At 70.8% G+C, this 22,224-nt stretch carries 20 protein-coding genes; 3 read left to right on the forward strand and 17 right to left on the reverse strand.

Features of this window, described 5'->3' with window-relative positions; all coding sequences use genetic code 11:
- Positions 1–111 precede the first annotated feature (111 nt).
- The 4 genes from infB to rimP all read right to left on the reverse strand — a co-directional run bounded on the left by infB (position 112) and on the right by rimP (position 5,300).
- Positions 112–3,240, reverse strand: a complete 3,129-nt coding sequence (infB, locus tag ACZ4WS_RS35355; protein WP_467986928.1) for a translation initiation factor IF-2 — start codon at positions 3,238–3,240, stop codon at positions 112–114.
- Positions 3,241–3,387: 147 nt separating this feature from the next.
- Positions 3,388–3,681: a YlxR family protein gene (locus ACZ4WS_RS35360; RefSeq protein ID WP_467986930.1), complete on the reverse strand. Its 294-nt coding sequence runs from the start codon at positions 3,679–3,681 to the stop codon at positions 3,388–3,390.
- Between the two features lie 90 nt (positions 3,682–3,771).
- Complete coding sequence (gene nusA, locus ACZ4WS_RS35365; RefSeq protein ID WP_467986932.1) at positions 3,772–4,782, reverse strand: transcription termination factor NusA; 1,011 nt, start codon at positions 4,780–4,782, stop codon at positions 3,772–3,774.
- A gap of 2 nt (positions 4,783–4,784) precedes the next feature.
- Positions 4,785–5,300, reverse strand: coding sequence for a ribosome maturation factor RimP (gene rimP, locus ACZ4WS_RS35370; protein WP_467986933.1), 516 nt, complete (start codon positions 5,298–5,300; stop codon positions 4,785–4,787).
- Between the two features lie 434 nt (positions 5,301–5,734).
- On the opposite strand from rimP, the gene ACZ4WS_RS35375 reads away from it, so the two are divergent.
- The 3 genes from ACZ4WS_RS35375 to ACZ4WS_RS35385 all read left to right on the forward strand — a co-directional run bounded on the left by ACZ4WS_RS35375 (position 5,735) and on the right by ACZ4WS_RS35385 (position 7,755).
- Positions 5,735–6,292 carry a hypothetical protein gene (locus tag ACZ4WS_RS35375; protein ID WP_467986934.1) on the forward strand — a complete coding sequence of 186 codons (558 nt, stop codon included), beginning with the start codon at positions 5,735–5,737 and terminating at the stop codon, positions 6,290–6,292.
- 74 nt (positions 6,293–6,366) lie between these two features.
- Positions 6,367–6,807, forward strand: coding sequence for a ferritin-like domain-containing protein (locus ACZ4WS_RS35380; RefSeq protein ID WP_467987109.1), 441 nt, complete (start codon positions 6,367–6,369; stop codon positions 6,805–6,807).
- 27 nt (positions 6,808–6,834) lie between these two features.
- Entirely contained in the window at positions 6,835–7,755 is a 921-nt protein-coding gene (locus tag ACZ4WS_RS35385) for an aminoglycoside phosphotransferase family protein (RefSeq protein WP_467986936.1), read from the forward strand.
- On the opposite strand, the gene ACZ4WS_RS35390 is transcribed toward ACZ4WS_RS35385, so the two are convergent.
- The 13 genes from ACZ4WS_RS35390 to ACZ4WS_RS35450 all read right to left on the reverse strand — a co-directional run bounded on the left by ACZ4WS_RS35390 (position 7,752) and on the right by ACZ4WS_RS35450 (position 22,136).
- Positions 7,752–7,973 (reverse strand): ferredoxin, encoded by a 222-nt coding sequence (locus tag ACZ4WS_RS35390; RefSeq protein WP_467986937.1) that lies wholly within the window; start codon positions 7,971–7,973, stop codon positions 7,752–7,754. The genes ACZ4WS_RS35385 and ACZ4WS_RS35390 overlap by 4 nt on opposite strands.
- Before the next feature lies 1 nt (position 7,974).
- A complete protein-coding gene (locus ACZ4WS_RS35395) occupies positions 7,975–9,192 on the reverse strand; it encodes an NADH-ubiquinone oxidoreductase-F iron-sulfur binding region domain-containing protein (protein WP_467986939.1) in 1,218 nt (405 codons plus the stop codon).
- Positions 9,189–9,863 carry a ferric reductase-like transmembrane domain-containing protein gene (locus tag ACZ4WS_RS35400; protein ID WP_467986940.1) on the reverse strand — a complete coding sequence of 225 codons (675 nt, stop codon included), beginning with the start codon at positions 9,861–9,863 and terminating at the stop codon, positions 9,189–9,191. Before ACZ4WS_RS35400 ends, ACZ4WS_RS35395 begins: the two co-directional genes overlap by 4 nt.
- A complete protein-coding gene (locus ACZ4WS_RS35405) occupies positions 9,860–10,864 on the reverse strand; it encodes an FAD:protein FMN transferase (RefSeq protein WP_467986941.1) in 1,005 nt (334 codons plus the stop codon). The genes ACZ4WS_RS35400 and ACZ4WS_RS35405 overlap by 4 nt, the downstream gene beginning before the upstream one ends.
- A complete protein-coding gene (locus ACZ4WS_RS35410) occupies positions 10,864–11,208 on the reverse strand; it encodes a hypothetical protein (protein ID WP_467986943.1) in 345 nt (114 codons plus the stop codon). Before ACZ4WS_RS35410 ends, ACZ4WS_RS35405 begins: the two co-directional genes overlap by 1 nt.
- A gap of 153 nt (positions 11,209–11,361) precedes the next feature.
- Positions 11,362–13,056, reverse strand: coding sequence for a proline--tRNA ligase (locus ACZ4WS_RS35415; protein ID WP_467986944.1), 1,695 nt, complete (start codon positions 13,054–13,056; stop codon positions 11,362–11,364).
- 72 nt (positions 13,057–13,128) lie between these two features.
- The gene (locus tag ACZ4WS_RS35420) at positions 13,129–13,698 is read right to left on the reverse strand and encodes a GNAT family N-acetyltransferase (protein ID WP_467986946.1); all 570 of its coding nucleotides are present in this window, start codon (positions 13,696–13,698) and stop codon (positions 13,129–13,131) included.
- Between the two features lie 138 nt (positions 13,699–13,836).
- Positions 13,837–14,685 (reverse strand): GNAT family N-acetyltransferase, encoded by an 849-nt coding sequence (locus tag ACZ4WS_RS35425; protein WP_467986947.1) that lies wholly within the window; start codon positions 14,683–14,685, stop codon positions 13,837–13,839.
- 207 nt (positions 14,686–14,892) lie between these two features.
- Positions 14,893–16,050, reverse strand: coding sequence for a flavodoxin-dependent (E)-4-hydroxy-3-methylbut-2-enyl-diphosphate synthase (ispG, locus tag ACZ4WS_RS35430; RefSeq protein ID WP_467986949.1), 1,158 nt, complete (start codon positions 16,048–16,050; stop codon positions 14,893–14,895).
- Positions 16,051–16,212: 162 nt separating this feature from the next.
- Positions 16,213–17,517, reverse strand: a complete 1,305-nt coding sequence (locus tag ACZ4WS_RS35435; RefSeq protein ID WP_467986950.1) for a M50 family metallopeptidase — start codon at positions 17,515–17,517, stop codon at positions 16,213–16,215.
- On the reverse strand, positions 17,514–18,806 hold the full coding sequence (gene dxr / locus ACZ4WS_RS35440) for a 1-deoxy-D-xylulose-5-phosphate reductoisomerase (protein ID WP_467986951.1): 1,293 nt from the start codon (positions 18,804–18,806) through the stop codon (positions 17,514–17,516). The genes ACZ4WS_RS35435 and dxr overlap by 4 nt, the downstream gene beginning before the upstream one ends.
- 164 nt (positions 18,807–18,970) lie before the next feature.
- Positions 18,971–21,733, reverse strand: a complete 2,763-nt coding sequence (gene secA, locus ACZ4WS_RS35445; RefSeq protein ID WP_467986952.1) for a preprotein translocase subunit SecA — start codon at positions 21,731–21,733, stop codon at positions 18,971–18,973.
- Positions 21,723–22,136, reverse strand: a complete 414-nt coding sequence (locus tag ACZ4WS_RS35450) for a hypothetical protein (protein WP_467986953.1) — start codon at positions 22,134–22,136, stop codon at positions 21,723–21,725. Before ACZ4WS_RS35450 ends, secA begins: the two co-directional genes overlap by 11 nt.
- Positions 22,137–22,224: the final 88 nt, after the last annotated feature.

Below are 22,224 nucleotides of genomic sequence, written 5' to 3' on the forward strand. Positions count from 1 at the left end.
GAACCGCGCGCCCAGCCCCCACCGGCCCGCGGCCAAAGAACTACCGGGGCGGGGCAAACGGCAAGCTGGCCGACGGTGATTTCTCACCGTCGGCCAGCTCAAACAACCGCTTTACGCCCGCGGCTTCTCGCGCATCTCGTACGTCGCGATGACGTCGTCGACCTTGATGTCGTTGAAGTTTCCGAGGTTGATACCACCCTCGAAGCCTTCGCGGATCTCGGTGACGTCGTCCTTGAAGCGACGCAGTCCGGAGATGTTGAGGTTCTCCGCGATGACCTTGCCGTCGCGGACGAGGCGCGCCTTGGTGTTGCGCTTGACCTCGCCCGAGCGGACCAGGACACCGGCGATGTTGCCCAGCTTGGACGACTTGAAGACCTCGCGGATCTCCGCCGTGCCGAGCTCGACCTCCTCGTACTCCGGCTTGAGCATGCCCTTGAGGGCCGCCTCGATCTCCTCGATGGCCTGGTAGATCACCGAGTAGTACCGGACGTCGACGCCCTCGCGCTCCGCCATCTGCGCCGCGCGGCCCGCAGCGCGGACGTTGAAGCCGATGACGATCGCGTCGGAGCCGGTCGCCAGGTTGATGTCCGACTCGGTGACCGCACCCACACCGCGGTGCAGGACACGGATGTCGACCTCGTCGCCGACGTCGAGCTGGAGCAGCGAGGACTCGAGAGCCTCCACCGAACCGGACGCGTCGCCCTTGATGATGAGGTTGAGTTCCTGCACCAGACCGGCCTTGAGGGCCTCGTCCAGGTTCTCCAGGGAGAACCGGACACCCCGGCGGGCGAAGTTGGCGTTGCGCTCACGCGCCGCGCGCTTCTCGGCGATCTGACGCGCCGTGCGGTCCTCGTCGACAACCAGGAAGTTGTCGCCGGCGCCCGGGACGTTGGTGAGACCCAGGACCAGGACGGGGGTCGACGGACCCGCTTCCTCGACGTTGTTGCCGTTGTCGTCGAGCATCGCCCGGACACGGCCGTACGCGTCGCCGACAACCATCGTGTCGCCGATGCGCAGCGTGCCGCGCTGGACCAGGACCGTCGAGACGGCACCGCGGCCACGGTCGAGGTGGGACTCGATCGCAATACCCTGCGCGTCCTGCTCCGGGTTGGCCCGCAGGTCGAGCGAGGCGTCCGCGGTCAGGACCACGGCCTCGAGCAGCTGGTCGATGTTCAGACCCTGCTTGGCGGAGATGTCGACGAACATCGTGTCGCCGCCGTACTCCTCGGCCACCAGACCGAACTCGGTGAGCTGACCGCGCACCTTGGTCGGGTCGGCGCCCTCGACGTCGATCTTGTTGACCGCGACCACGATCGGCACGTCGGCCGCCTTGGCGTGGTTCAACGCTTCGATCGTCTGGGGCATCACACCGTCGTTGGCCGCCACCACGAGGATCGCGATGTCGGTCGACTTGGCACCACGGGCACGCATGGCGGTGAACGCCTCGTGACCCGGGGTGTCGATGAAGGTGATCCTGCGCTCTTCTTCGTTGACCTCGGTCGTGACCTGGTACGCACCGATGTGCTGCGTGATACCGCCGGCCTCGCCCGCGACGACGTTCGTCTTGCGGATGGTGTCGAGGAGGCGGGTCTTACCGTGGTCGACGTGACCCATGACGGTCACGACCGGCGGACGCGCGACGAGGAACTCCTCGCCACCCTCGTCCTCGCCGAACTCGATGTCGAAGGACTCGAGCAGCTCGCGGTCCTCCTCCTCGGGGCTGACGATCTCGAGGACGAAGTTCATCTCGTCCGCGAGGAGCTTCAGCGTCTCGTCGGAGACGGACTGCGTGGCAGTGACCATCTCGCCGAGGTTCATCATCACGCCGACGAGCGACGCCGGGTTGGCGCCGATCTTCTCCGCGAAGTCGGTGAGGGACGCACCGCGCGACAGGCGGACGGACTGTCCGTTGCCGCGAGGCAGCATCACGCCGCCGACCGACGGGGCCTGCATGGCCTCGTACTCCTGGCGCCTCTGCCGCTTCGACTTGCGACCACGACGCGCGGGACCGCCGGGACGACCGAAGGCGCCCTGCGTGCCACCACGGCCACCCGGACCACCGGGACGACCACCGAAGCCGGGACGGCCACCGCCGCCACCGCCCGGACCACCGGGACGACCGGCGAAGCCGCCACCGCCGCCACCGGGACCAGCCGGACGACCGGCGAAGCCGCCACCGCCGCCACCCGGACGGCCGGCGAAGCCGCCGCCACCAGGACGACCGCCACCGCCACCGGGACCACCGGGACGACCGCCACCGCCACCGGGACCGCGGCCACCGGGGCCACCGCCGGGACGCGGACTGCCCGCAGCGGGACGCTGCGGCATCATGCCGGGGTTCGGACGGTTACCGCCGGGGGCCCCACCGGGACGCGGAGCCTGCGGACGAGGCATGCCGCCGGGAGTCGGACGGGCACCGCCCGGACCGCCCTGCGGACGCGGAGCGCCGCCGGGACCGCCCTGGGGACGGGGACCACGGTCCTGACCCGCGCCCTGCGGACGCGGAGCGCCGCCGGGACGGTCGCCACCGGGACGCGGGGCACCGCCCGGACGGGGCGCCTGCGGGCGCGCCATGCCGGTGGAGCCACCAGAGGTGAACGGGTTGTTGCCCGGACGCGGACCGGCCGGACGAGCGCCGGGACGCGCAGCCTGGCCGCCGGGGCGCGGGGCGCCCTGACGGTCGCCGCGCTCGGGACGGTCACCACGGCCCTGACCACCCTGGCCGGGACCACCGGCCGGACGAGCACCGGGACGCGGAGCCTGGCCGCCGGGACGCGGGGCGGAGCCCGGACGGGGACCCGCGGCCGGAGCCGCAGGAGCCGACGGGGGCGCCGTGAACTCGGCCGCGACCGGAGCCGGAGCCGCCGGAGCGGGCTTCGGGGCGGGCTTGGGACCCGGACGCGGGCCCGGAGCAGCCGGAGCCGCCGGGGTGACCGGAGCCGCCGCGGCGGGCTTCTCGGCCACGGCCGGCTTCGGGGCCGGCGGGCGCGGGGCAGCCGGACGGGCCGCCTGCGCCGGAGATGGGGCACCCGGCTTCGCCGGGGCAGCCTTACGTGCGGGGGCGGGCTTGCCGCCACCGCTGCCCTGCTGGAGGGCGTCAGTCAGCTTGCGTACAACGGGCGCCTCGATCGTCGAGGACGCCGAACGGACGAACTCACCGAGCTCTTGGAGCTTGGCCATGACGACCTTGCTCTCAACCCCGAACTCCTTGGCGAGTTCGTATACCCGGACCTTAGCCACTTCGCTCCTTTTAGGTCCGGGTTGCGTCCGGACCGTCGCTACTTCATGGGCGTACTCATCGCGTGCTCATCGAGTGCTCATCGCAATCTCGACCTACTTCCAACTCGCGGGGTACCAGGGCCGCACGGGGGTTCCGTACGACACGTCTTACGGTGTTGCCTGCTCAGCAACTGTCGACTCGACGTATTGGCGCAACGCCATTGTGTCGAGCATCCCCGGGGCACGCAGCGCCCGTGGGAATGCCCGGCGGCGTACCGCCAGGTCGAGACAGACCAGGGCGGGGTGTACATACGCACCCCGGCCGGGCAGCGTACCGCGAGGATCGGGGGCACATTCGCCCTCGACCGCCACGATGCGCAGCAGATCCTTCTTGGCCGCTCGCTCCCGGCACCCCACACAGGTGCGCTCAGGGCATGCGCGGGCTCGCGTCCGGCCAGACACTCTTAAGTCTACCTCCCCGCACCGACCCCACCCCTTTGGGGCAAGAATCGAACGGTTGTTGTCGTGATCTAAGCCACCTGCGGCTCAGATCTATTCCCCGGTCCGCCGAGCAGCCTCTTCGGACGGCTGTTCGGTGTCCGGACGGATGTCGATGCGCCAGCCGGTGAGGCGGGCGGCGAGGCGGGCGTTCTGCCCTTCCTTGCCGATCGCCAGCGACAGCTGGTAGTCGGGGACCGTCACGCGCGCGGAGCGGGCCGCGAGGTCGACGACCTCGACCTTGGAGACGCGGGCCGGGGACAGCGCGTTCGCCACCATCTCCGCCGGGTCGTCCGACCAGTCGACGATGTCGATCTTCTCGCCGTTCAGCTCGGCCATCACGTTGCGCACCCGGCCGCCCATGGGGCCGATGCAGGCGCCCTTGGCGTTCAGGCCACTGCGGGTGGACCGGACGGCGATCTTCGTACGGTGTCCGGCCTCGCGCGCGATGGCGGAGATCTCGACGGACCCGTCGGCGATCTCCGGCACCTCCAGCGCGAAGAGCTTCTTCACCAGATTGGGGTGCGTACGGGACAGGGTCACGGACGGACCGCGGACGCCCTTCGCCACCCGTACGACGTACGAGCGCAGGCGCAGGCCGTGCTGGTACGTCTCGCCCGGGACCTGCTCCTGCACCGGCAGGATGGCCTCCAGCTTGCCGATGTCGACGAGCACGTTCTTCGGGTCGCGGCCCTGCTGGACCACACCCGTGACGATGTCGCCCTCACGCCCGGCGTACTCGCCGAGCGTCGCGTCGTCCTCGGCGTCCCGCAGGCGCTGCAGGATGACCTGCTTGGCGGTGGTCGCGGCGATGCGGCCGAAGCCCGACGGGGTGTCGTCGAACTCGCGCGCCTCCTGACCCTCCTCCAGGTCCTGGGGGTCCTCCTTCGCCCACACGGTCACATGGCCGGTCTCCCGGTTGAGCTCCACGCGCGCGTGACGGCGGCTTCCCTCGGTGCGGTGGTAGGCGATGAGGAGGGCCGACTCGATCGCCTCGACCAGCAGGTCGAAGGAGATCTCCTTCTCCCGCACCAAACCCCGCAGGGCACTCATGTCGATGTCCACGGCTACGCCTCCTCTGCGTTCTCTTCGTTCTTGTTCTTGCGGTTGAACTCGACCTGGACGCGCGCCTTGGCGACATCCCCGAAGGCGAGCCGCCTGGCGGTGGGCTTGCGCCCCTTCACGCCGGGCACTTCGACGTCGATGCCGTCGTCGTCCACCGTCAGGATCCTGGCGACCAGTTCGTCGGCCCCAGCTGCCTCGGACAGCTGGAACTTCACCAGGCGGTCGGTGGCGCGTACGTAGTGACGGTGCTCCTTGAGCTCGCGCTCGGCACCGGGGGTTCCGACCTCGAGGGTGTACTCGCCCTCGCCCATCGCGTCCGTCTCGTCGAGCTTCGCCGAGAGCGCGCGGCTCACATCGGCGATCTGGTCCAGGTCGGCACCGGCGTCCGAGTCGACGACGACACGCAGCACGCGCTTGCGTCCCACCGAGTCCACTTCGACCTCTTCGAGGTCGAGTCCCTGAGAGCTGACGAGCGGTTCCAGCAGTTCTCGCAGCCTCTCGCTCTGGGTGGTGCTCATCCGGGTGACTCCTCGGCCGCGTGTGCTGTTGTGGGTAGGTCGTGTGTCAGGTCAAAGGGTATCCGGTCGCAGGGGGTGTTGCCGTCCACCGGGACGGGGGTGGGTTGCGGGCGGGGGCGGGGACGTGGGGGGCGCGCCGAGGGTTCATTCGCCCCCGCCGTCCCTACATCTTCTACATCTTCAGCCCGTCCGGCGTTTGAGGACGAGCGCGAAGCGCGATACGGGGGGTCTGGGGGCAGAGCCCCCAGGGACGATGGGGGTCCCCCCGCTCGAGCGAAGCCGAGAGTGGGGGAGGGTAGGGGCGGCGGGGGCGAAAAACACGCCGGTCCCCGCTGCGTGGGAGAGCCGCTGGCGAGTGATCGGCCGGGGCGCGGGTACCGTGATCACGGGCGTGCCGCCCTCCCTTTCGTACGAGCCCTCCGAGGACGTCTGCCGTGCCGTTCACCCTGCCGCCGCGCACCCCCTCGGGGCCGCGCCGAAGGAGCCTGCTCGCGTCGGCCGCGAGCGCCTTCGTGCTCGTGGGCTGTTCCGCCCCCGAGTCGTCCACCGACACCACGGGCGGGAGCCCCTCGGCCGCCGACCGGGCACGCGCGCGTGCGGCCCGCGACAGCGAGACGCTGGCGGCGCGGTACGCGGCCGTGATCGCCGCCCATCCGCCGCTGGCGGAGCGGCTGAGGCCGCTGCGGGCGGAGGTCGTACGGCACGCGGAGGCGTTCGGCGGCGGGCGCAGCTCGTCGGCGACACCGTCCGCGTCGGCGTCGGCGTCAGTGTCTGCTTCGGCGCCCGCTTCGGCACCCCCGAGCGCATCCCCCGCCGTACCGGCCGACGAGAAGGACGCCCTCACCGACCTCGCCTCGGCGGAGCGCACCCTCGCGGACGAGCGCGCGAAGGCCCTGCTGGAGGTCCCGGGAGAGCTGGCCAGGCTGCTGGCCTCGGTGGCGGCGGCCGGTGCGGCGCACGCGTTCTTGCTGACGGAGGGGACGAAGAAGTGAGCGGAACCGAGGGAACCACGGACACCAAGAAGGCCAAGCAGACCAAGCAGACCAAGCAGGCCAAGGAAGCCGAGCTGACGGCCCTGCAAGCCGCGCTAGGCGCCGAGCACGCCGTCGTCTACGGGTACGGCGTCGTAGGCGGCAAGATCGACGCGGGGCGGCGGGACGAGGCGCTGGCGGCGTACGACGCTCACCGGGCGCGGCGGGACGAGTTGGCGCGGTCGGTGCGGGACCTCGGCGGGAGGCCCGAGGCGTCGGCGGCGGCGTACGGGCTGCCGTTCGCCGTGCGGGATTCCGCCGCGGCCGTGCGGCTCGCGGCCGAGCTGGAGGAACGCGTGGCCGGGGTGTACTCCGACCTCGTCCGCGCCGCCACGGGCGACCAGCGGCGCGCGGCCGCCGTGGCGCTGCGGGAGGCGGCGGTGCGGGCGGTGCGCTGGCGCGGCGAGAGCGTAGCCTTCCCTGGTCTCGCCGAACGGGCGGCCACCCCCTCCGCGCCGGCCCCCTCGCAGACGTAACGCGACCTGGAAGGAAACAACTCGCGCATGGCTTTCGAACCGCCGCAGCGCCTCGTGCGGGCGCTCGGCGAGACGCAGCACAACGGGGCCGATGGAGCCGAGGGCACCGGCGAGTGGCTGGACAAGCTGCCCGAGCTGGCCCAACAGGCCGTTGATCTACGCGAGTTGACCGTGGAGCGGGTACAGGCGCCCGGCGGACGCAGCAGCCTGGTCGTGCTGGTGCGGCTGACCGACGGGACGCCCGCCGTGCTGAAGCTCGCGCCACTGCGGTCCCGTCCGGAGAGCGAGCGGGCCGCGCTCGCCCACTGGGACGGACGCGGCGCGGTCCAGCTCCTCAACCCCGGCGACACCCACGGCGTACTGCTGCTGGAGCGGCTGCACCCGGACGTGTCCGTGCGGTCGCTGCCCGAGGCGAAGGCACTGCTGGAGGCCGCGGGGACGCTGCGGCGGCTGTGGGTCGAGCCGCCCGCCGCCCATGTCTTCGAGACCGTGGCCGAGCGGACCGGGCGGCAGGCGGAGGCGATGCGGGCGACGGCGAGTGCCGACACCGAGGTCGCGTCCCTGGTGGACGCGGCGCTCGCGGCCCGCGAGGAGCTTCTCGCCGACCCGCCCGAGGAACGGCTGCTGCACGGCACCTTCCGGCAGAGCAAGGTCCTCGCCGGTGAACGCATGCCCTGGCTGGCCGTGGGCCCCGACCCGGTGATCGGCGAGTGCGCCTTCGACCTGGCCCGGCTGGTCCGCGACCGGGTGGAGGATCTGATCGCGTCGCCTTCGGGGGCGTCGATCACCCGGCGGCGGGTGAAGCGGCTCGCCGAGTCCCTGGACGTGGACCAGGAGCGGCTGCGGGGCTGGACCCTGTTCCGCGCGGTCGAGTCGGGGGTACGGGCTCGGCGCGTCGGGCGCCCGCAGGACGCGGAGCTGCTGCTGGAGTTCGCGGGCTGGCTCTAACCGCCCTGCGCGGCGGTGAGTCTGAGGGCCAGGACCGGGCAGTCGGCGGCGGCTCTGCGGGCGCGTTTCAGGGTCGTAGGGGGAATGGGGCCCCGGTCGAGCAAGGGGTGGCCCCACTCGTCGAGAACGATGTGCTCGGGGAGGAGTTCGGCGCACAGGCCGTGGCCCTGGCAGGCGGTCCAGTCGACGTCGAGACGCGGATCGGTGTCGGCTTCCATGTCAGCTCCGGTTCGCGGGGACGGGCAGCAGGGGGGTGTGGTCGGTCGCCGTGCAGTGGCCCGCGGCGTGGGAGTCGAGTTCGGCGGCGAAGGCCGTCAGCGCGCTGCGGACCAGGCGGACCGTGCCGTCGGGATGGTGGCAGGCGCCGCGGCCCTCGACGAGTCCCGCCCAGCGGGCGACGTCGGCGCGGGTACTGCCCTGCGGGCCGGGCGCGGCCAGGGTCTGGAAGGCGGCGGCGATACGGGGCAGACCGTTGAGGCAGGGGCCGCACTGGCCCGCCGATTCGAGGGCCAGCCAGCGCAGGACGCGGGCGGTTTCGGCGAGGCCGCAGCGGTCGGTGGGCAGCGCGGCGAGGACGCCCGAACCGAGGTCGGCGGTGGACAGCCCGCGGGTGGCGGCCTCGGCGGCCGTGAACCACGTGCCGTGGTAGCCGCCGACCAGGACCGCGCCGATGCCGTCCAGCGGCAGCAGCCGGTGCAGCGGCATCCCGAACGGCGCCTCCACGACCCGTACGGCCCGGCCCGGCACGTGCACCGTGCACAGTGCGCTGCCCGGCTCGGCCGGTGTGCCCGCGGAGCGGAACCAGTCGGCGCCGTAGCGGGCGATCAGCGCGAGGTGCGCGAGCGTCTCGACGTTCTGAACGAGGGTCGGGGCCCGGTGCACGCCCTGTTCACGGACCGGAGGGCGCTGGTGGCGGGGCAGGGCGGCGTGCCCGGAGATGTACTGGGTGAGGGCCGAGGACTGGCCGGAGAGGAAGCGCCTGGGGACGCGTACGGTGCGCACGGACAGGGGGTCCCGGCGCTCGGTGAGTGCCGCTTCGAGGGGCGTCGCGCCGTCGTCGACCGCGAGGTACGCCTCCCCCGCGCCCACCGCCTCGGCCGCCAACTGCAGCCCGTCCAGGACCAGATGGGGTGAGAGGCGCAGAAGCGTCCGGTCCTTGTGGCCGGCGGGCTCCCCCTCGGCGCCGTTCGCCACGACGACCGGGGCACGGCCGGTGCGGCGGCCCGCCTCGGCGACGGAGAGCAGCTTGCGGTACGTGGGGAACGCGCCGCCGCCCCGGCCGGTGAGCCCCGACTCGGCGAGCGTGCGCAGGAGGCGGGCCGGGTTGCCGTACGACACCGGGCCGTAGCGCTGCTCGTGGGTGGTGAAGCCGGCCGGGGTGCCGCCGGGGGCGAGCAGCCTCGGCGGCATGTAGATGTCCGTGAAGGTCATGGTCATGAGCGGGCTCCCTCGGCGGCACGGAGTTGGGCGGTACGGACTTCGGCGGTACGGACTTGGGCCCTGCGGATTTCGGCTGTACGGATTTCGGCCGTACGGACTTCGGCCGCGTTCAGGAGGGCGGCCGGGGTACGCCGGGACGCGCGGGCCGTTTGGGCCACGCGGATGCCGAACGCCGTCAGGACGGCGGCCACGCAGGAGACCGTCAGCCACAGCATCCAGGCGGTGCCGGTGTCCGTTCCGATGCCGATGCCATGGACGAGGGCTATCGGCCAGGAGGCGTAGGCCAGCCAGTGCACCGCGCGCCAGGTGCGGTGGCCGATCCTGGCGCGCAGGAGGCTCGTCACGAGTACCGCGAGCATCAGGTCCAGGGCGACTGTGCCCAGGCCCAGCCAGAGGGGCTGGTAGTCGGAGCCGAAGGGGACGAGGACGTCCAGGGGGGTGATGTGGACGTAGCCGTCGACCACGGCCGCCGTGATGTGCAGGGTCAGGAAGGCGGTGGCGGAGAGGGAGAGGGAGCGGTGCAGCGAGACCGTCCCGAACCTTGGGAGTCCGGGGAGTCTGCCGCTCAGCCGTACGGCGATGCCGAGGAGTACGACGACGGTGAAGAGCACCAGACAGACCGCGCCCGTGGCTCGGTTGGCGTACCAGAGGATGGCGGAGTCGGTCATGCCGCGGCCTCGTCCCGGAACGCCGGACGGGCTGCTGGTGCCGGCCGGGGCTGAGAGGACGGCGAGGACGGCCAGCCCGGTGTCGTGAGCACCGTGCCGTGGTGGGTCACCAGCCTGGCCGGCAGGCCCAGCCTGGTCAGCCAGCGTTCCGCGCCCGTGCCCTTGACCAGGGCGGCCGTGCTCGCCGCGTTGGCGTCCGCGCAGGTCGCCGCCGCTACGGAGACCGTGCGCCACGGGGTCCGGGCGGGCAGGCCGGTGTGCGGGTCGACGATGTGGTGGAGGGTGTGGGCGCCTCGTCGCCAGCGACGGGCCGTGGTGCCGGAGGTGGCGAGGCCGCCGCCGCGCAGGCCGATGGTGGCGTACGAGCCGGTCGTGGGGATCTCGTCCACGGAACCCGTGGCGTCCTGGACGCGGATCTGCCAGCCGTCGCGCGGAGGTTCGCCCGCGACGGCGGTGTCGCCGCCCAGGCTCACCAGGACTCCGCAGCCCGCCGCCTCGGCGAGCATCGTCGCCGCCTTGTCAGCCGCCCAGGCCTTGGCCGTGGCACCCAGGTCGAGGCGGACCCCGGCCGGGACGGTGACCGTGCCGGTCGTACGGTCCAGCCGCACCAGACGCCAGCCGGGGACCGGGCGCACGGTGAGCCGTACGGGGCGGCCGTCCTCCTTGAGCAGCTGGAAGTCGCGGTCGTAGCCGATGGCGTTCATCGCCGAGCCGACGGTCGGGTCGACGGCTCCGTCCGTCGCCGCGGCGGCGCGCAGCGCGACGGCCAGTGCCTCGGCGAGCAGGGGGCTGACCCTGACCGGCCGTCCTTCGGCGTGGTCGAGGGCCGCCAGCTCCGAGTCCGGGCGGAAGCGACTGCACGTGGCGTCGACCTCGGCGAGGTGCCGGGCAAGCAGCAGGTTGCAGGAGTCCAGCAGGGCCGGGTCGGTGGTGATCAGCCGGACGCCGGTGCCGAGGGCGCGCCACTCGGCGGCGGCGGTGGGGCGGGCGAAAGTGCTCATCACGACGCCCCCGAGGTCGCGTCGTCGGCGCCGCCGCTGCCGGAGGTGGGGTTGTCGGACGGAGACTGGAGGTCCGAGTCCGAGGACGAGCTGGACGAGCTGTCCGAGCTGTCCGACGAGGACGAGCTCGACGAGGAATCCGTACCGCTGCCCGAACCACTGCCGCTGCTCGAACTCGACGCCCCCGTGCTGCCGGACGCCGTCGTGTCCGCGTCCGCCTGCATCGTGCCGACCAGGGCGAAGACCCCGGCCGCCGCCGCCAGCGTCACCGCCGCTGCCACGGCCGCCGTACGCCGTGCTCCTCTGCGGACCGCCGCGGCGGCCCCCCGCTCGCTGCCTGTCATGGCTGCTCCCCTCCCGAATGACGCTCTGTCACGTCCTACGGTCGGGGAGCAGCCTGAGAGAAGTCTGTGAGGTTCCCGTACGCCTCGGAAGAAGTCTCTGAGAGACGTCTTTAATTACAGACTTCAACCACTTCGGTGAAGGGAACGCTGCGACTACTGGGCCGTCAGGCGGGCGATCGCCTCGTCGACGGTCAGTTCCTCGCGCTCACCGGTGCGGCGGTCCTTGAGCTCCAGGACCCCCTCGGCCGAGCGGCGCCCGGCGACGAGGATCTGCGGTACGCCGATGAGCTCGGCGTCCGTGAACTTCACGCCCGGGGAGACGCCGGCGCGGTCGTCCACCAGGACGCGTACGCCCGCGGCGCCCAGCTTCTCGGAGACGTCGAGGGCCAGCTCGGTCTGGAGGGCCTTGCCCGCCGCGACCACGTGGACGTCGGCCGGGGCGATCTCCTTGGGCCAGCACAGGCCCTGGTCGTCCGCCGACTGCTCGGCGAGGGCCGCGACCGCGCGGGAGACGCCGATGCCGTACGAGCCCATGGTCACGCGGACCGGCTTGCCCTGCTGGCCGAGGACGTCGAGCTGGAAGGTGTCGGCGTACTTGCGGCCGAGCTGGAAGATGTGGCCGATCTCGATGGCGCGGTCCAGCTTGAGGCCGGTGCCGCAGGACGGGCAGGGGTCGCCCTCCTCGACCACGACGACGTCCAGGTAGTCGTCGACCTCGAAGTCACGGCCCGCGACGACGTTCTTCGCGTGCGTGTTGACCTTGTTGGCGCCGGTGATCCAGGCCGTGCCGGGGGCCACGCGCGGGTCGGCGATGTAGCGGAGCTTCTCCAGGCCCTGCGGGCCCACGTAACCGCGTACGAGATCCTCGCGGCCTTCGAAGTCCTCGGCCGTGACGAGTTCGACGACGGCCGGGGCGAGGTGCTCGCCCAGCTTGCCGAGGTCGACCTCACGGTCGCCGGGGACGCCTACCGCCACGATCTCGCCGTCGACCTTGACCAGGAGGTTCTTGAGAGTGGCGGAGGCCGGGACACCGAGGTGCTGGGCCAGGGTCTCGATGGTCGGGGTGTCGGGGGTGTCCAGCTCCTCGACCGGGCCGTGCTCCGCGTCCACCGGCGTCAGCTTGAAGGTGACCGCCTCCGTGTTCGCCGCATAGTCGCAGGCCGGGCAGTCCACGAAGGTGTCCTCACCGGCGGCGGCGGGCGCCAGGAACTCCTCCGACGCGGAGCCGCCCATGGCGCCCGAGACGGCCGACACGATGCGGTAGTCCAGGCCCAGGCGCGCGAAGATCTTCTGGTAGGCGGCGCGGTGCAGCGCGTACGACTCCGCGAGCCCCTCGTCCGTCGTGTCGAAGGAGTACGAGTCCTTCATCTGGAACTCGCGGCCGCGCAGCACGCCGGAGCGGGGGCGGGCCTCGTCGCGGTACTTCGTCTGGATCTGGTAGAGCATGACCGGCAGGTCCTTGTACGACGCGACCTGGTCCTTCACGACGAGGGTGAAGATCTCCTCGTGGGTCGGGCCGAGCAGGTACTCGCTGCCCTTGCGGTCCTTGAGGCGGAACAGGAGGTCCCCGTACTCCTCCCAGCGCGCCGACGCCTCGTACGGCTCCTTGGGGAGCAGGGCGGGGAGCAGGACTTCCTGGGCGCCGATGGCGTCCATCTCCTCGCGGACCACGCGGGAGACGTTGTCGAGGACCTTTTTGCCCAGCGGCAGCCAGGTCCAGATACCGGCGGAGTTGCGGCGCACGTAGCCGGCGCGGACCAGCAGCTTGTGACTGAGCGTCTCGGCGTCCGCCGGGTCGTCACGCAGTGTCTTGACCATCAAACGGGACATGCGCTGGACCTGGGCCATGATTCTTGACTCCTGCTGCGTAAGGGTGATGGCAAGGAGGTTAGCCGGGCGGTCCATCCCGGTGGAAATCGGTTAGTGCCTGCGGAGCGGCAAGGGGGCGCCCATGACGGCGTACGGCTTGGGTGCGCTGGGGAAGTGGACCCGGCGCGCGAGGTCCTCGTAGCCCAGTGAGTGGTACAGGCCGCGGGCCGGGCTGTCCGTGTCGATCGCGGAGAGGATCGAGCGCGGTTCGGCTGCGCTGTCGGTGATGGTGGTGATCAGCGCGCGGCCGATGCCGAGGTTCTGGTAGCGCGGGTGGACGTGTAGTTCGGTGATCACGAAGGAGTCGTCGAGCCAGGCGTCGTGGCCCTGGCCGCGCAGATACGGCTCGACGACGGTGGACCACCAGTGCGTACGGTCGTTGGGCATGCCGTAGACGAAGCCGACGAGCCGTCCGTCGGCCGTCGTCGCGCCGAGCGAGCGGGCGCCCGGGTAGGTGAGGTGGCGCAGCACGATCTGACGGCGTACGGCGATCTCTTCGGCCCCGAGCCCGAAGGCGAGGGCCTGTACGGCGAGCGCCTCGTCGACGCGCGCGGCGAGATCCAGCGGGCCGATGACCACGTCGTCGGGGGTGCGGGGGCCCTGACCGGGGAAGCGCAGCATGCCGGGGAGACTACCGGGGCGCTTCGCCGGATCGCGCCGGGGACTGGGGGTTGTCGTTCGGCCGCGGGCCCGGTGGGGGCCGGTCGCGCCCACGCGGCGGAGCCGCGCATGTCACAGCCCCGCGCCCCTGCAGGGGCGCTAGAACAGCACGCTCATGAACGCGCCGACCTCCTGGAAGCCCACCCTTCGGTACGCGGCCCGGGCGGGGGTGTTGAAGTCGTTGACGTACAGGCTCACGACCGGGGCGACGTCCGCGAGCGCGTACCGCAGGACGGCGGCCATGCCGGGGCCCGCGAGTCCCTGGCCCCGGTATTCGGGGGCGACCCAGACGCCCTGGATCTGGCAGGCCTGCGTGGTGGCGGCGCCGATCTCCGCCTTGAAGACGACCTTGCCGTGCTGGTCGACGCGGGCGAACGAGCGCCCGGAGCCGACGAGTTCGGCCACCCGTGCCTGGTAGAGCAGCCCGCCGTCACCGGCGAGCGGCGAGACACCGACCTCCTCGGTGAACATCGCCACGCACGCCGGCATGATCGTCTCCATCTCGTCCTTGCGGATGCGGCGGACGTACGGATCCGGGGCGAGGTCGGCGGGGAGCCGGTCGGTGACCATCAGCGGCTGGTGGGGGCGGACCTCGCGGGCCGGGCCCCAGCTCGGTTCGAGCAGCCGCCACAGCTGGGCGGTGGCTTCGGCGGGGCCGACGATGGAGGAGCAGCGGCGGCCCGTCCTGCGCGCCCGGTCGGCGAAGCCGCGGACGGCTCGCGGGGTCGCGCAGATCGGGACCAGGTTGGCGCCCGCGTAGCACAGGGACTGCAGCATGCCGTCCTCGTACCAGCCCCACATCTCGCCGCCGAGCCGCCACGGGTCGAGGCCCGCGACCTGCACCCGGGACGCGACGAAAGCGTTCGCGACCGGCTCGCGGTCGAGGACGGCGAGCGCGGCGTCCAGGTCACTCGGTTCGAGGACCCTGGTGGTGGTCTGGGTCAACACGTGCGGGGGGCCTCACCCTGGGGTCTGCTGATCTCCGCACTGTACCTGGCGGAATTCGCCCCCGCCGCCCCTACCCGTCCCGTCCCTGGGGGCTCCGCCCCCAGACCCCCGTATCGCGCTGACGCGCTCGTCCTCGAACGCCGGAGGGGCTGAAAATCAGCCCCTCCGGCGTTCGAGGAGGGTAGGGGCGGCGGGGGCGAGAGGAACTCAGCCGGCCACCGACACCGACGGCTCGCCGGAAGCGATACCGTCCGCCTCCATCTGCTCCGCGATCTTCATCGCTTCCTCGATGAGGGTCTCCACGATCTTCGACTCGGGCACGGTCTTGATGACCTCGCCCTTGACGAAGATCTGCCCCTTGCCGTTGCCGGAGGCGACGCCGAGGTCGGCCTCGCGGGCCTCGCCGGGGCCGTTCACCACGCAGCCCATGACGGCGACGCGGAGCGGGACCTCCATGCCGGTCAGACCGGCGGTGACTTCCTCGGCCAGCTTGTAGACGTCGACCTGGGCGCGACCGCAGGACGGGCAGGAGACGATCTCCAGACCGCGCTGCTTGAGGTTCAGGGACTCCAGGATCTGGAGGCCGACCTTGACCTCCTCGGCGGGCGGCGCCGACAGGGAGACGCGGATGGTGTCGCCGATGCCCTCACTCAGCAGCGCCCCGAAGGCCACCGCCGACTTGATCGTGCCCTGGAAGGCGGGACCGGCCTCGGTCACACCGAGGTGCAGCGGGTAGTCGCACGCGGCCGCCAGCTGCCGGTACGCGTTGACCATGATCACCGGGTCGTTGTGCTTGACCGAGATCTTGATGTCCCGGAAGTCGTGCTCCTCGAAGAGCGAGCACTCCCAGAGCGCGGACTCGACGAGCGCCTCGGGCGTCGCCTTGCCGTACTTCTGGAGCAGCCGCCTGTCGAGCGAGCCCGCGTTGACGCCGATCCGGATCGGGGTGCCGGTGTCCTTCGCGGCCCGCGCGATCTCCTTGACCTGGTCGTCGAACTGCTTGATGTTGCCGGGGTTGACGCGAACGGCCGCGCAGCCCGCGTTGATCGCGGCGAAGACGTACTTCGGCTGGAAGTGGATGTCCGCGATCACCGGGATCTGGGACTTGCGGGCGATCGTCGCGAGCGCGTCCGCGTCGTCCTGCGTGGGGCAGGCCACGCGCACGATCTGGCAGCCGGATGCCGTCAGCTCGGCGATCTGCTGCAGCGTCGCGCCGATGTCCGACGTACGCGTCGTCGTCATCGACTGCACCGAGACGGGTGCGTCTCCACCCACGGCCACGGTTCCGACCTGGATCTGCCGGCTCTTCCGACGCTCGGCGAGCTTGGTCGGAACGGACGGCATGCCGAGAGAAATCGCAGTCATCTGCTGTGCAACCCCAAGTTGTGGATCAAGGTCCCGGAATCGTGGGCTCCAGGCTTCGAGATTACGGCACGGGCTCAGGTCCGAGCACATCCCACCCGTAAACGCACTCATTGGTGGGCGGCCGGGCACACAGGATGCCTGGCCGCCACAAACACTGCCTTACTAGGAGATTTTCACCGGGTTAACCACGTCCGCGATGAAGACCAGAATCGTGAAGCAGACGAAGATTCCGGCCACCACGTACGCGACGGGCATCAGCTTCGCCACGTCGAACGGGCCCGGGTCGGGCCGCCGCAGCACCTTCGCCGTGTTCCGGCGCAGGGACTCCCACAGCGCGCCCGCGATGTGCCCGCCGTCGAGCGGGAGCAGCGGGAGCATGTTGAAGAGGAACAGGGAGAGGTTGAAGCCCGCGACGAGCAGCAGCATCATCGCGACCTGCTGGGACGCCGGGATGTCGAGCGTGAAGACGTCGCCGCCGATGCGCGCCGCGCCGACCACGCCCATCGGGGAGTCGGCCTTGCGCGGGCCGTCACCGAAGGCCGCGTTCCACAGGTCGGGGACCTTGCCGGGCAGCGAGACCAGCGACTCGACGCCGTTCTGCATCATGTCGCCCATGCGGTTCACGGACTGCCCGAACGACTGCTCGACGATGCCGGAGGCGGGCGTGAAGCCGAGGAAGCCGGCGTACACGTACTGGCCCTCGACATAGCCGCCGCTGCCGTCGGTCTTGCTGACCTGGTTCTTGATCAGGTGGGCGGTCAGGTCGACCTGCTTGCCCTTGCGCTCGACGGTGATCGTGACGTCCTTGCCGGGGTTGGCGCGGATGTCGGACTGGAGGGCCGACCAGTCTTCGACCGCCTTGCCGTCGAACGCGACGATCTTGTCGCCGCCCTTGAGCCCGGCGGCCATGGCGGGCGCGGCCTGGTCGCCCTTCTCGCACTTCGAGCGATTCTCGCTCTGCTGGATGACGCAGTCCGAGACCTTGCCGACCGTGGTGGTCTGGGTCTGGACGCCGAACGTCATCATCACGCCGAGGAAGATCGCGACGGCCAGGATGAGGTTCATGAAGGGGCCCGCGAACATCACGATCACGCGCTTCCACGGCTTGCGCGTGTAGAAGAGGCGGGTCTCGTCGCCGGGCTCGAGCTCCTCGAAGGCTGCCGACCTGGCGTCCTCGATCATGCCGCGGAAGGGAGAGGTCGAGCGGGCCTCGATACGGCCGTCCGGGCCGGGCGGGAACATTCCGATCATGCGGATGTAGCCGCCCAGCGGGACCGCCTTCACGCCGTACTCGGTGTCGCCCTTCTTGCGCGACCAGATGGTCGGGCCGAAGCCGACCATGTACTGCGGCACGCGGATGCCGAAGAGCTTGGCCGTCGACAGATGTCCCAGCTCGTGCCACGCGATCGAGACGAGCAGGCCGACCACGAAGACGACTATGCCGAGGATCATCATCAGGGTCGTCATGCACGAGCCTCCGCGGTTGTCGTCTGTGCCGTCAGTTCACGGGCCCGGGCGCGCGCCCAGGTCTCCGCTTCGAGGACGTCCGCGACGGTCAGGGAAGTTCCCGTACGGTGGGGGTCCCCCCGCTCGAGCGTAGCCGAGAGTGGGGGAGTGCCGTGTTCCTCGACCACCCGTGTGACGGTCTCCATGATCCCGTTGAACGGCAGTGTGCCGTTCAGGAACGCGTCCACGCACTCCTCATTGGCGGCATTGAACACCGCCGGTGCCGTACCCGCGAGCTGCCCGACGTGCCGGGCGAGCCCGACCGAGGGGAACGCGTCGTTGTCGAGCGGGAAGAACTCCCAGCTCGAGGCCTTGGTCCAGTCGAAAGCGGGCGCCGCGTCCGGGACGCGCTCGGGCCAGCCGAGCCCGATGGCGATCGGCCCCCGCATGTCGGGGGGCGTCGCCTGGGCGATCGTCGATCCGTCCGTGAATTCCACCATCGAGTGGACATACGACTGCGGGTGCACGACCACCTCAATCCGCTCGAAGGGAATGTCGTAGAGGAGGTGCGCCTCGATGACTTCCAGCCCCTTGTTGACCAGGGTCGCGGAGTTGATCGTGATCACCGGTCCCATGGCCCAGGTGGGGTGGGCCAGGGCGTTCTCGGGGGTGACGTCCGCCAGTTCGGATTTCGTACGTCCCCGGAAGGGGCCCCCGGAGGCGGTGACGACGAGTTTGCGTACGTCCGCCCGGGTGCCGGAGGCAAGAGCCTGGAAGAGAGCCGCGTGCTCGGAGTCGACCGGGATGATCTGGCCCGGCTTGGCCACCGCCTTCACCAGCGGGCCGCCGACGATGAGCGACTCCTTGTTGGCGAGCGCGAGGGTGCGGCCCGCCTCCAGAGCGGCGAGGGTCGGGGCGAGGCCGATGGAGCCGGTGATGCCGTTGAGCACGGTGTGGCAGTCGGAGGCGGCGAGCTGGGTGGCGGCGTCCGCCCCGGCCAGGATCTCGGGAAGGGCCTCACCGGGGGCGTACTGCCCGGCGAGGGCCTCGCGCAGCGCCGGTACGACGGCCTCGCGCGCGACGGCGACCGTCTTCACCCGTAGCCGGTGGGCCTGCTCCGCGAGCAGTCCGACCCTCCCGCCTGCGGCGGAGAGCGCGGTGACCCGGAACCGATCGGGGTTGCGCAGCACGAGGTCGATGGCCTGGGTGCCGATCGATCCGGTGGAGCCGAGGATCACGACATCCCGGACTCCGTCCACGGGGTCGAAGACAAGATGCGGATCGGCGAGTGGGGCTGGACTGTCGCTCATCCCTCCATTGTGGCCGCTACGCGTCCCCGGCAGGACAGGGCGCCCCTTTTCCCGCCGCATTACCACCCCAAGGTGCCGGATGAACCGGAATCGCCCTTTGTGAATGCGACTCGTGTTCGTGGACGACGCACGATCCGGGCGACAAATACTGCTGAGCCCTGCGTTCAGCGCTTGCGTCGGCGCTGCTTGCGCGACCTGGTGCTGCGGCGGGGCGGGACAGGAGGCACGGGCGCGTCGGCGAGTTCGAGCTCGGGGGGCGAATCCGACGCGATCGCTTCCGTGGGGACGAAGTCGCCCTCGACGACGCCCTCGGCCGTGTCCAGCGTCGGAGCGGTGAAGTGGAGCCCGTCGGTCGGCGCACGGCGGGGCTCGGTGCCCGGGGCCGTGGCGTCGAGGTTGAAGACATAACCGACGGACTCCTCCTTGATGGCGTCGGTCATCGCGCCGTACATGTCGAAGCCCTCGCGCTCGTACTCGACGATCGGCTCCCGGCCGAGCGTCCAGCGCAGCCCGATGCCGTCGCGGAGGTAGTCCATCTCGTAGAGGTGCTCGCGCCATTTGCGGTCGAGGACGGAGAGGACGACGAGGCGCTCCAGGTCACGCAGGGCGTCGGAGCCGAGTTCGGCCTCCCGCTCCTCGTAGCGGGTGTGGATGTCCTCCATGACCGCCTGGATCAGCTCGTCGGCGGTGAGGTTCGCGCGGTCGCCCGCCTCCTCCTCCAGGTCGTCGATGGTGAGCCGCACGGGGTAGAGCTGCTCGAGCGCGCCCCAGAGCCGCTCGAGGTCCCACTCCTCGGGGAAGCCCTCGCTCGTCTCCTGCTCGATGTACGCCCGGACGGTGTCGTCCATGAAGTGCAGGATCTGCTCGCGCAGGTCCTCGCCCGCGAGAACGCGGCGGCGTTCGGCGTAGATGAGCGTGCGCTGCCGGTTGAGGACCTCGTCGAACTTCAGGACGTCCTTGCGGGACTCGAAGTGCTGCTGCTCCAGCTGGGCCTGGGCGGAGGCGATGGCACGGGTGACCATCTTGTTCTCGATGGGGACGTCGTCGGGGACGTTCGCCATCGACATCACGCGGTCCACCACGTTGGCGCGGAACAGCCGCATCAGGTCGTCCTGGAGCGAGAGGTAGAAGCGGGAGGCGCCGGGGTCGCCCTGGCGGCCGGAGCGGCCGCGCAGCTGGTTGTCGATGCGCCGTGACTCGTGGCGCTCGGTGCCGAGGACGTAGAGGCCGCCCAGTTCCTTGACCTCGTCGTGCTCGGCGGCGACCGAGGAGGTGATCCGGTCGAGCACCTCGCGGCGGTCCTCCGGCTCCGCGTCGTCGCCCGTCTCGGCGAGCGCCATCGCCTCCGGGTTGCCGCCGAGCATGATGTCGGTGCCGCGGCCCGCCATGTTGGTGGCCACGGTGACGGCGCCCTTGCGTCCGGCCTGGGCGACGATCTGCGCCTCGCGCTGGTGGTTCTTGGCGTTGAGCACCTCGTGCCGGATGCCCTGCTTCCTGAGCCGCGCGGACAGCACCTCGGACTTCTCGACGGAGGTGGTGCCCACCAGGATCGGCTGGCCCAGCTCGTGCTTCTCGGCGATGTCCGCGAGGATCGCGGCGTACTTCGCCTCCTCGGTGCGGTAGATCTGGTCGGGGTCGTCGCGGCGGACCATCGGCCGGTTCGTGGGAATCGGCACGACGTGCAGCTTGTAGATCTGGTGGAACTCGGCCGCCTCGGTCATCGCGGTGCCGGTCATTCCGGCGAGCTTCTCGTAGAGGCGGAAGAAGTTCTGCAGGGTGATCGTGGCGAGGGTCTGATTCTCGTCCTTGATCGACACGCCTTCCTTGGCCTCGATCGCCTGGTGCAGCCCTTCGTTGTAGCGGCGGCCCGCGAGGATGCGCCCGGTGTGCTCGTCGACGATAAGGACCTCGCCGTCCACCACCACGTAATCCTTGTCCTTCTTGAAGTGTTCCTTGGCCTTGAGGGCGTTGTTGAGGTGCCCGATGAGCGGGGTGTGGTCGGACTCGTAGAGGCTGTCGATGCCGAGCTGGTCCTGGAGGTACTCCACGCCGCGGTCCAGGATCGCCACGGTGCGCTTCTTCGGGTCGTATTCGTAGTCGTGCCGCGTGCGCAGTTCGGCGAGCCGGTCCTTGTCCGCCTGGGTGGTGAACTGCTCCTCCTGCACCAGGACGCCCTTCATCCGCAGCGCGAACGCGGCGAAGGCCTCGTACCAGTGCGTCGGCTGGTCGGCCGGGCCGGAGATGATCAGCGGGGTGCGCGCCTCGTCGATCAAGATCGAGTCGGCCTCGTCGACGATCGCGAAGTGGTGGCCGCGCTGCACCAGTTCGTCCTGCGACCACGCCATGTTGTCGCGCAGATAGTCGAAGCCGAATTCCGTGTTGGTGCCGTACGTGATGTCGCAGGCGTACTGCGCGCGACGCTCGGCCGGGGTCGACTGCGTCTTGATCACGCCGACGGTCAGACCCATGAACCGGTATGCGCGGCCCATCCACTCGGCGTCCCGCTCGGCCAGGTAGTCGTTGACCGTGACGAGGTGAACTCCCTTGCCGGTCAAGGCGTTCAGATACACCGGCAGGGTGCCGACCAGGGTCTTTCCCTCGCCGGTCTGCATCTCGGCGATGTTGCCGAGGTGGAGGGCCGCGCCGCCCATGATCTGTACGTCGAAGTGGCGCATGCCGAGGGTGCGCCGGGCCGCCTCGCGGATCGCGGCGAAGGCCTCCGGCAGCAGGTCGTCCAGGCTCTCCCCGCCCTCGTACCGCTCTTTGAATTCCGGGGTGAGCGCCTGGAGTTCCTCGTCGCTCAGCTCCTTGAACTCCTCCTCCAAGGAGCCGACCTGCTCGGCGACGCGCTCAAGGCGACGCAGCATCCTGCCCTCACCGGCCCGCATGATCCTGCCGGTGATGGCGTCCAGACCCTTACCTGCCATGGGAATTCCCCCACAACTGAACGGCGTCCATGAGCATCCCTATCCGGCGATTGGCGCGCTGGAGAATATGGACACCCTGTTGATTCGCTTTGATCACCTCGCGCAGTGCGGGGTCCTTGACCACGTCGAGCGCACCGCGGAAAAGCTGCTGAATGACGGGCCGTTCACCCGGCCGTCCCGCGTCGAGCAGACCGTCGACGTCACGGGGGTCGATTCTGCGGATCCGTACGGCGTCGAAGGTGGCCACGGACGGCCGCGGCACCTCGTCGACCAGGGCGCGCGCGCACTCGTTCAGGAGGACGGCGAGGGCGTCCCGGTGCGCCTCGAAGGTCTCCGGCGCGGTCTCGCGGAGTTTCTGTGCCAGCGGGCGCACCTCATCGCGCACCGTCCGCAAGGCCCGCACGGGATCTGTCTCATCGAGCCGGCGCCAGGCCTCCCCGCGGGTGCGCGTCAGCTGTACGGAATTTCCGTGACTGTATTCTTCCCCGACT

The organism is Streptomyces sp. NPDC029292, assembly GCF_055569295.1.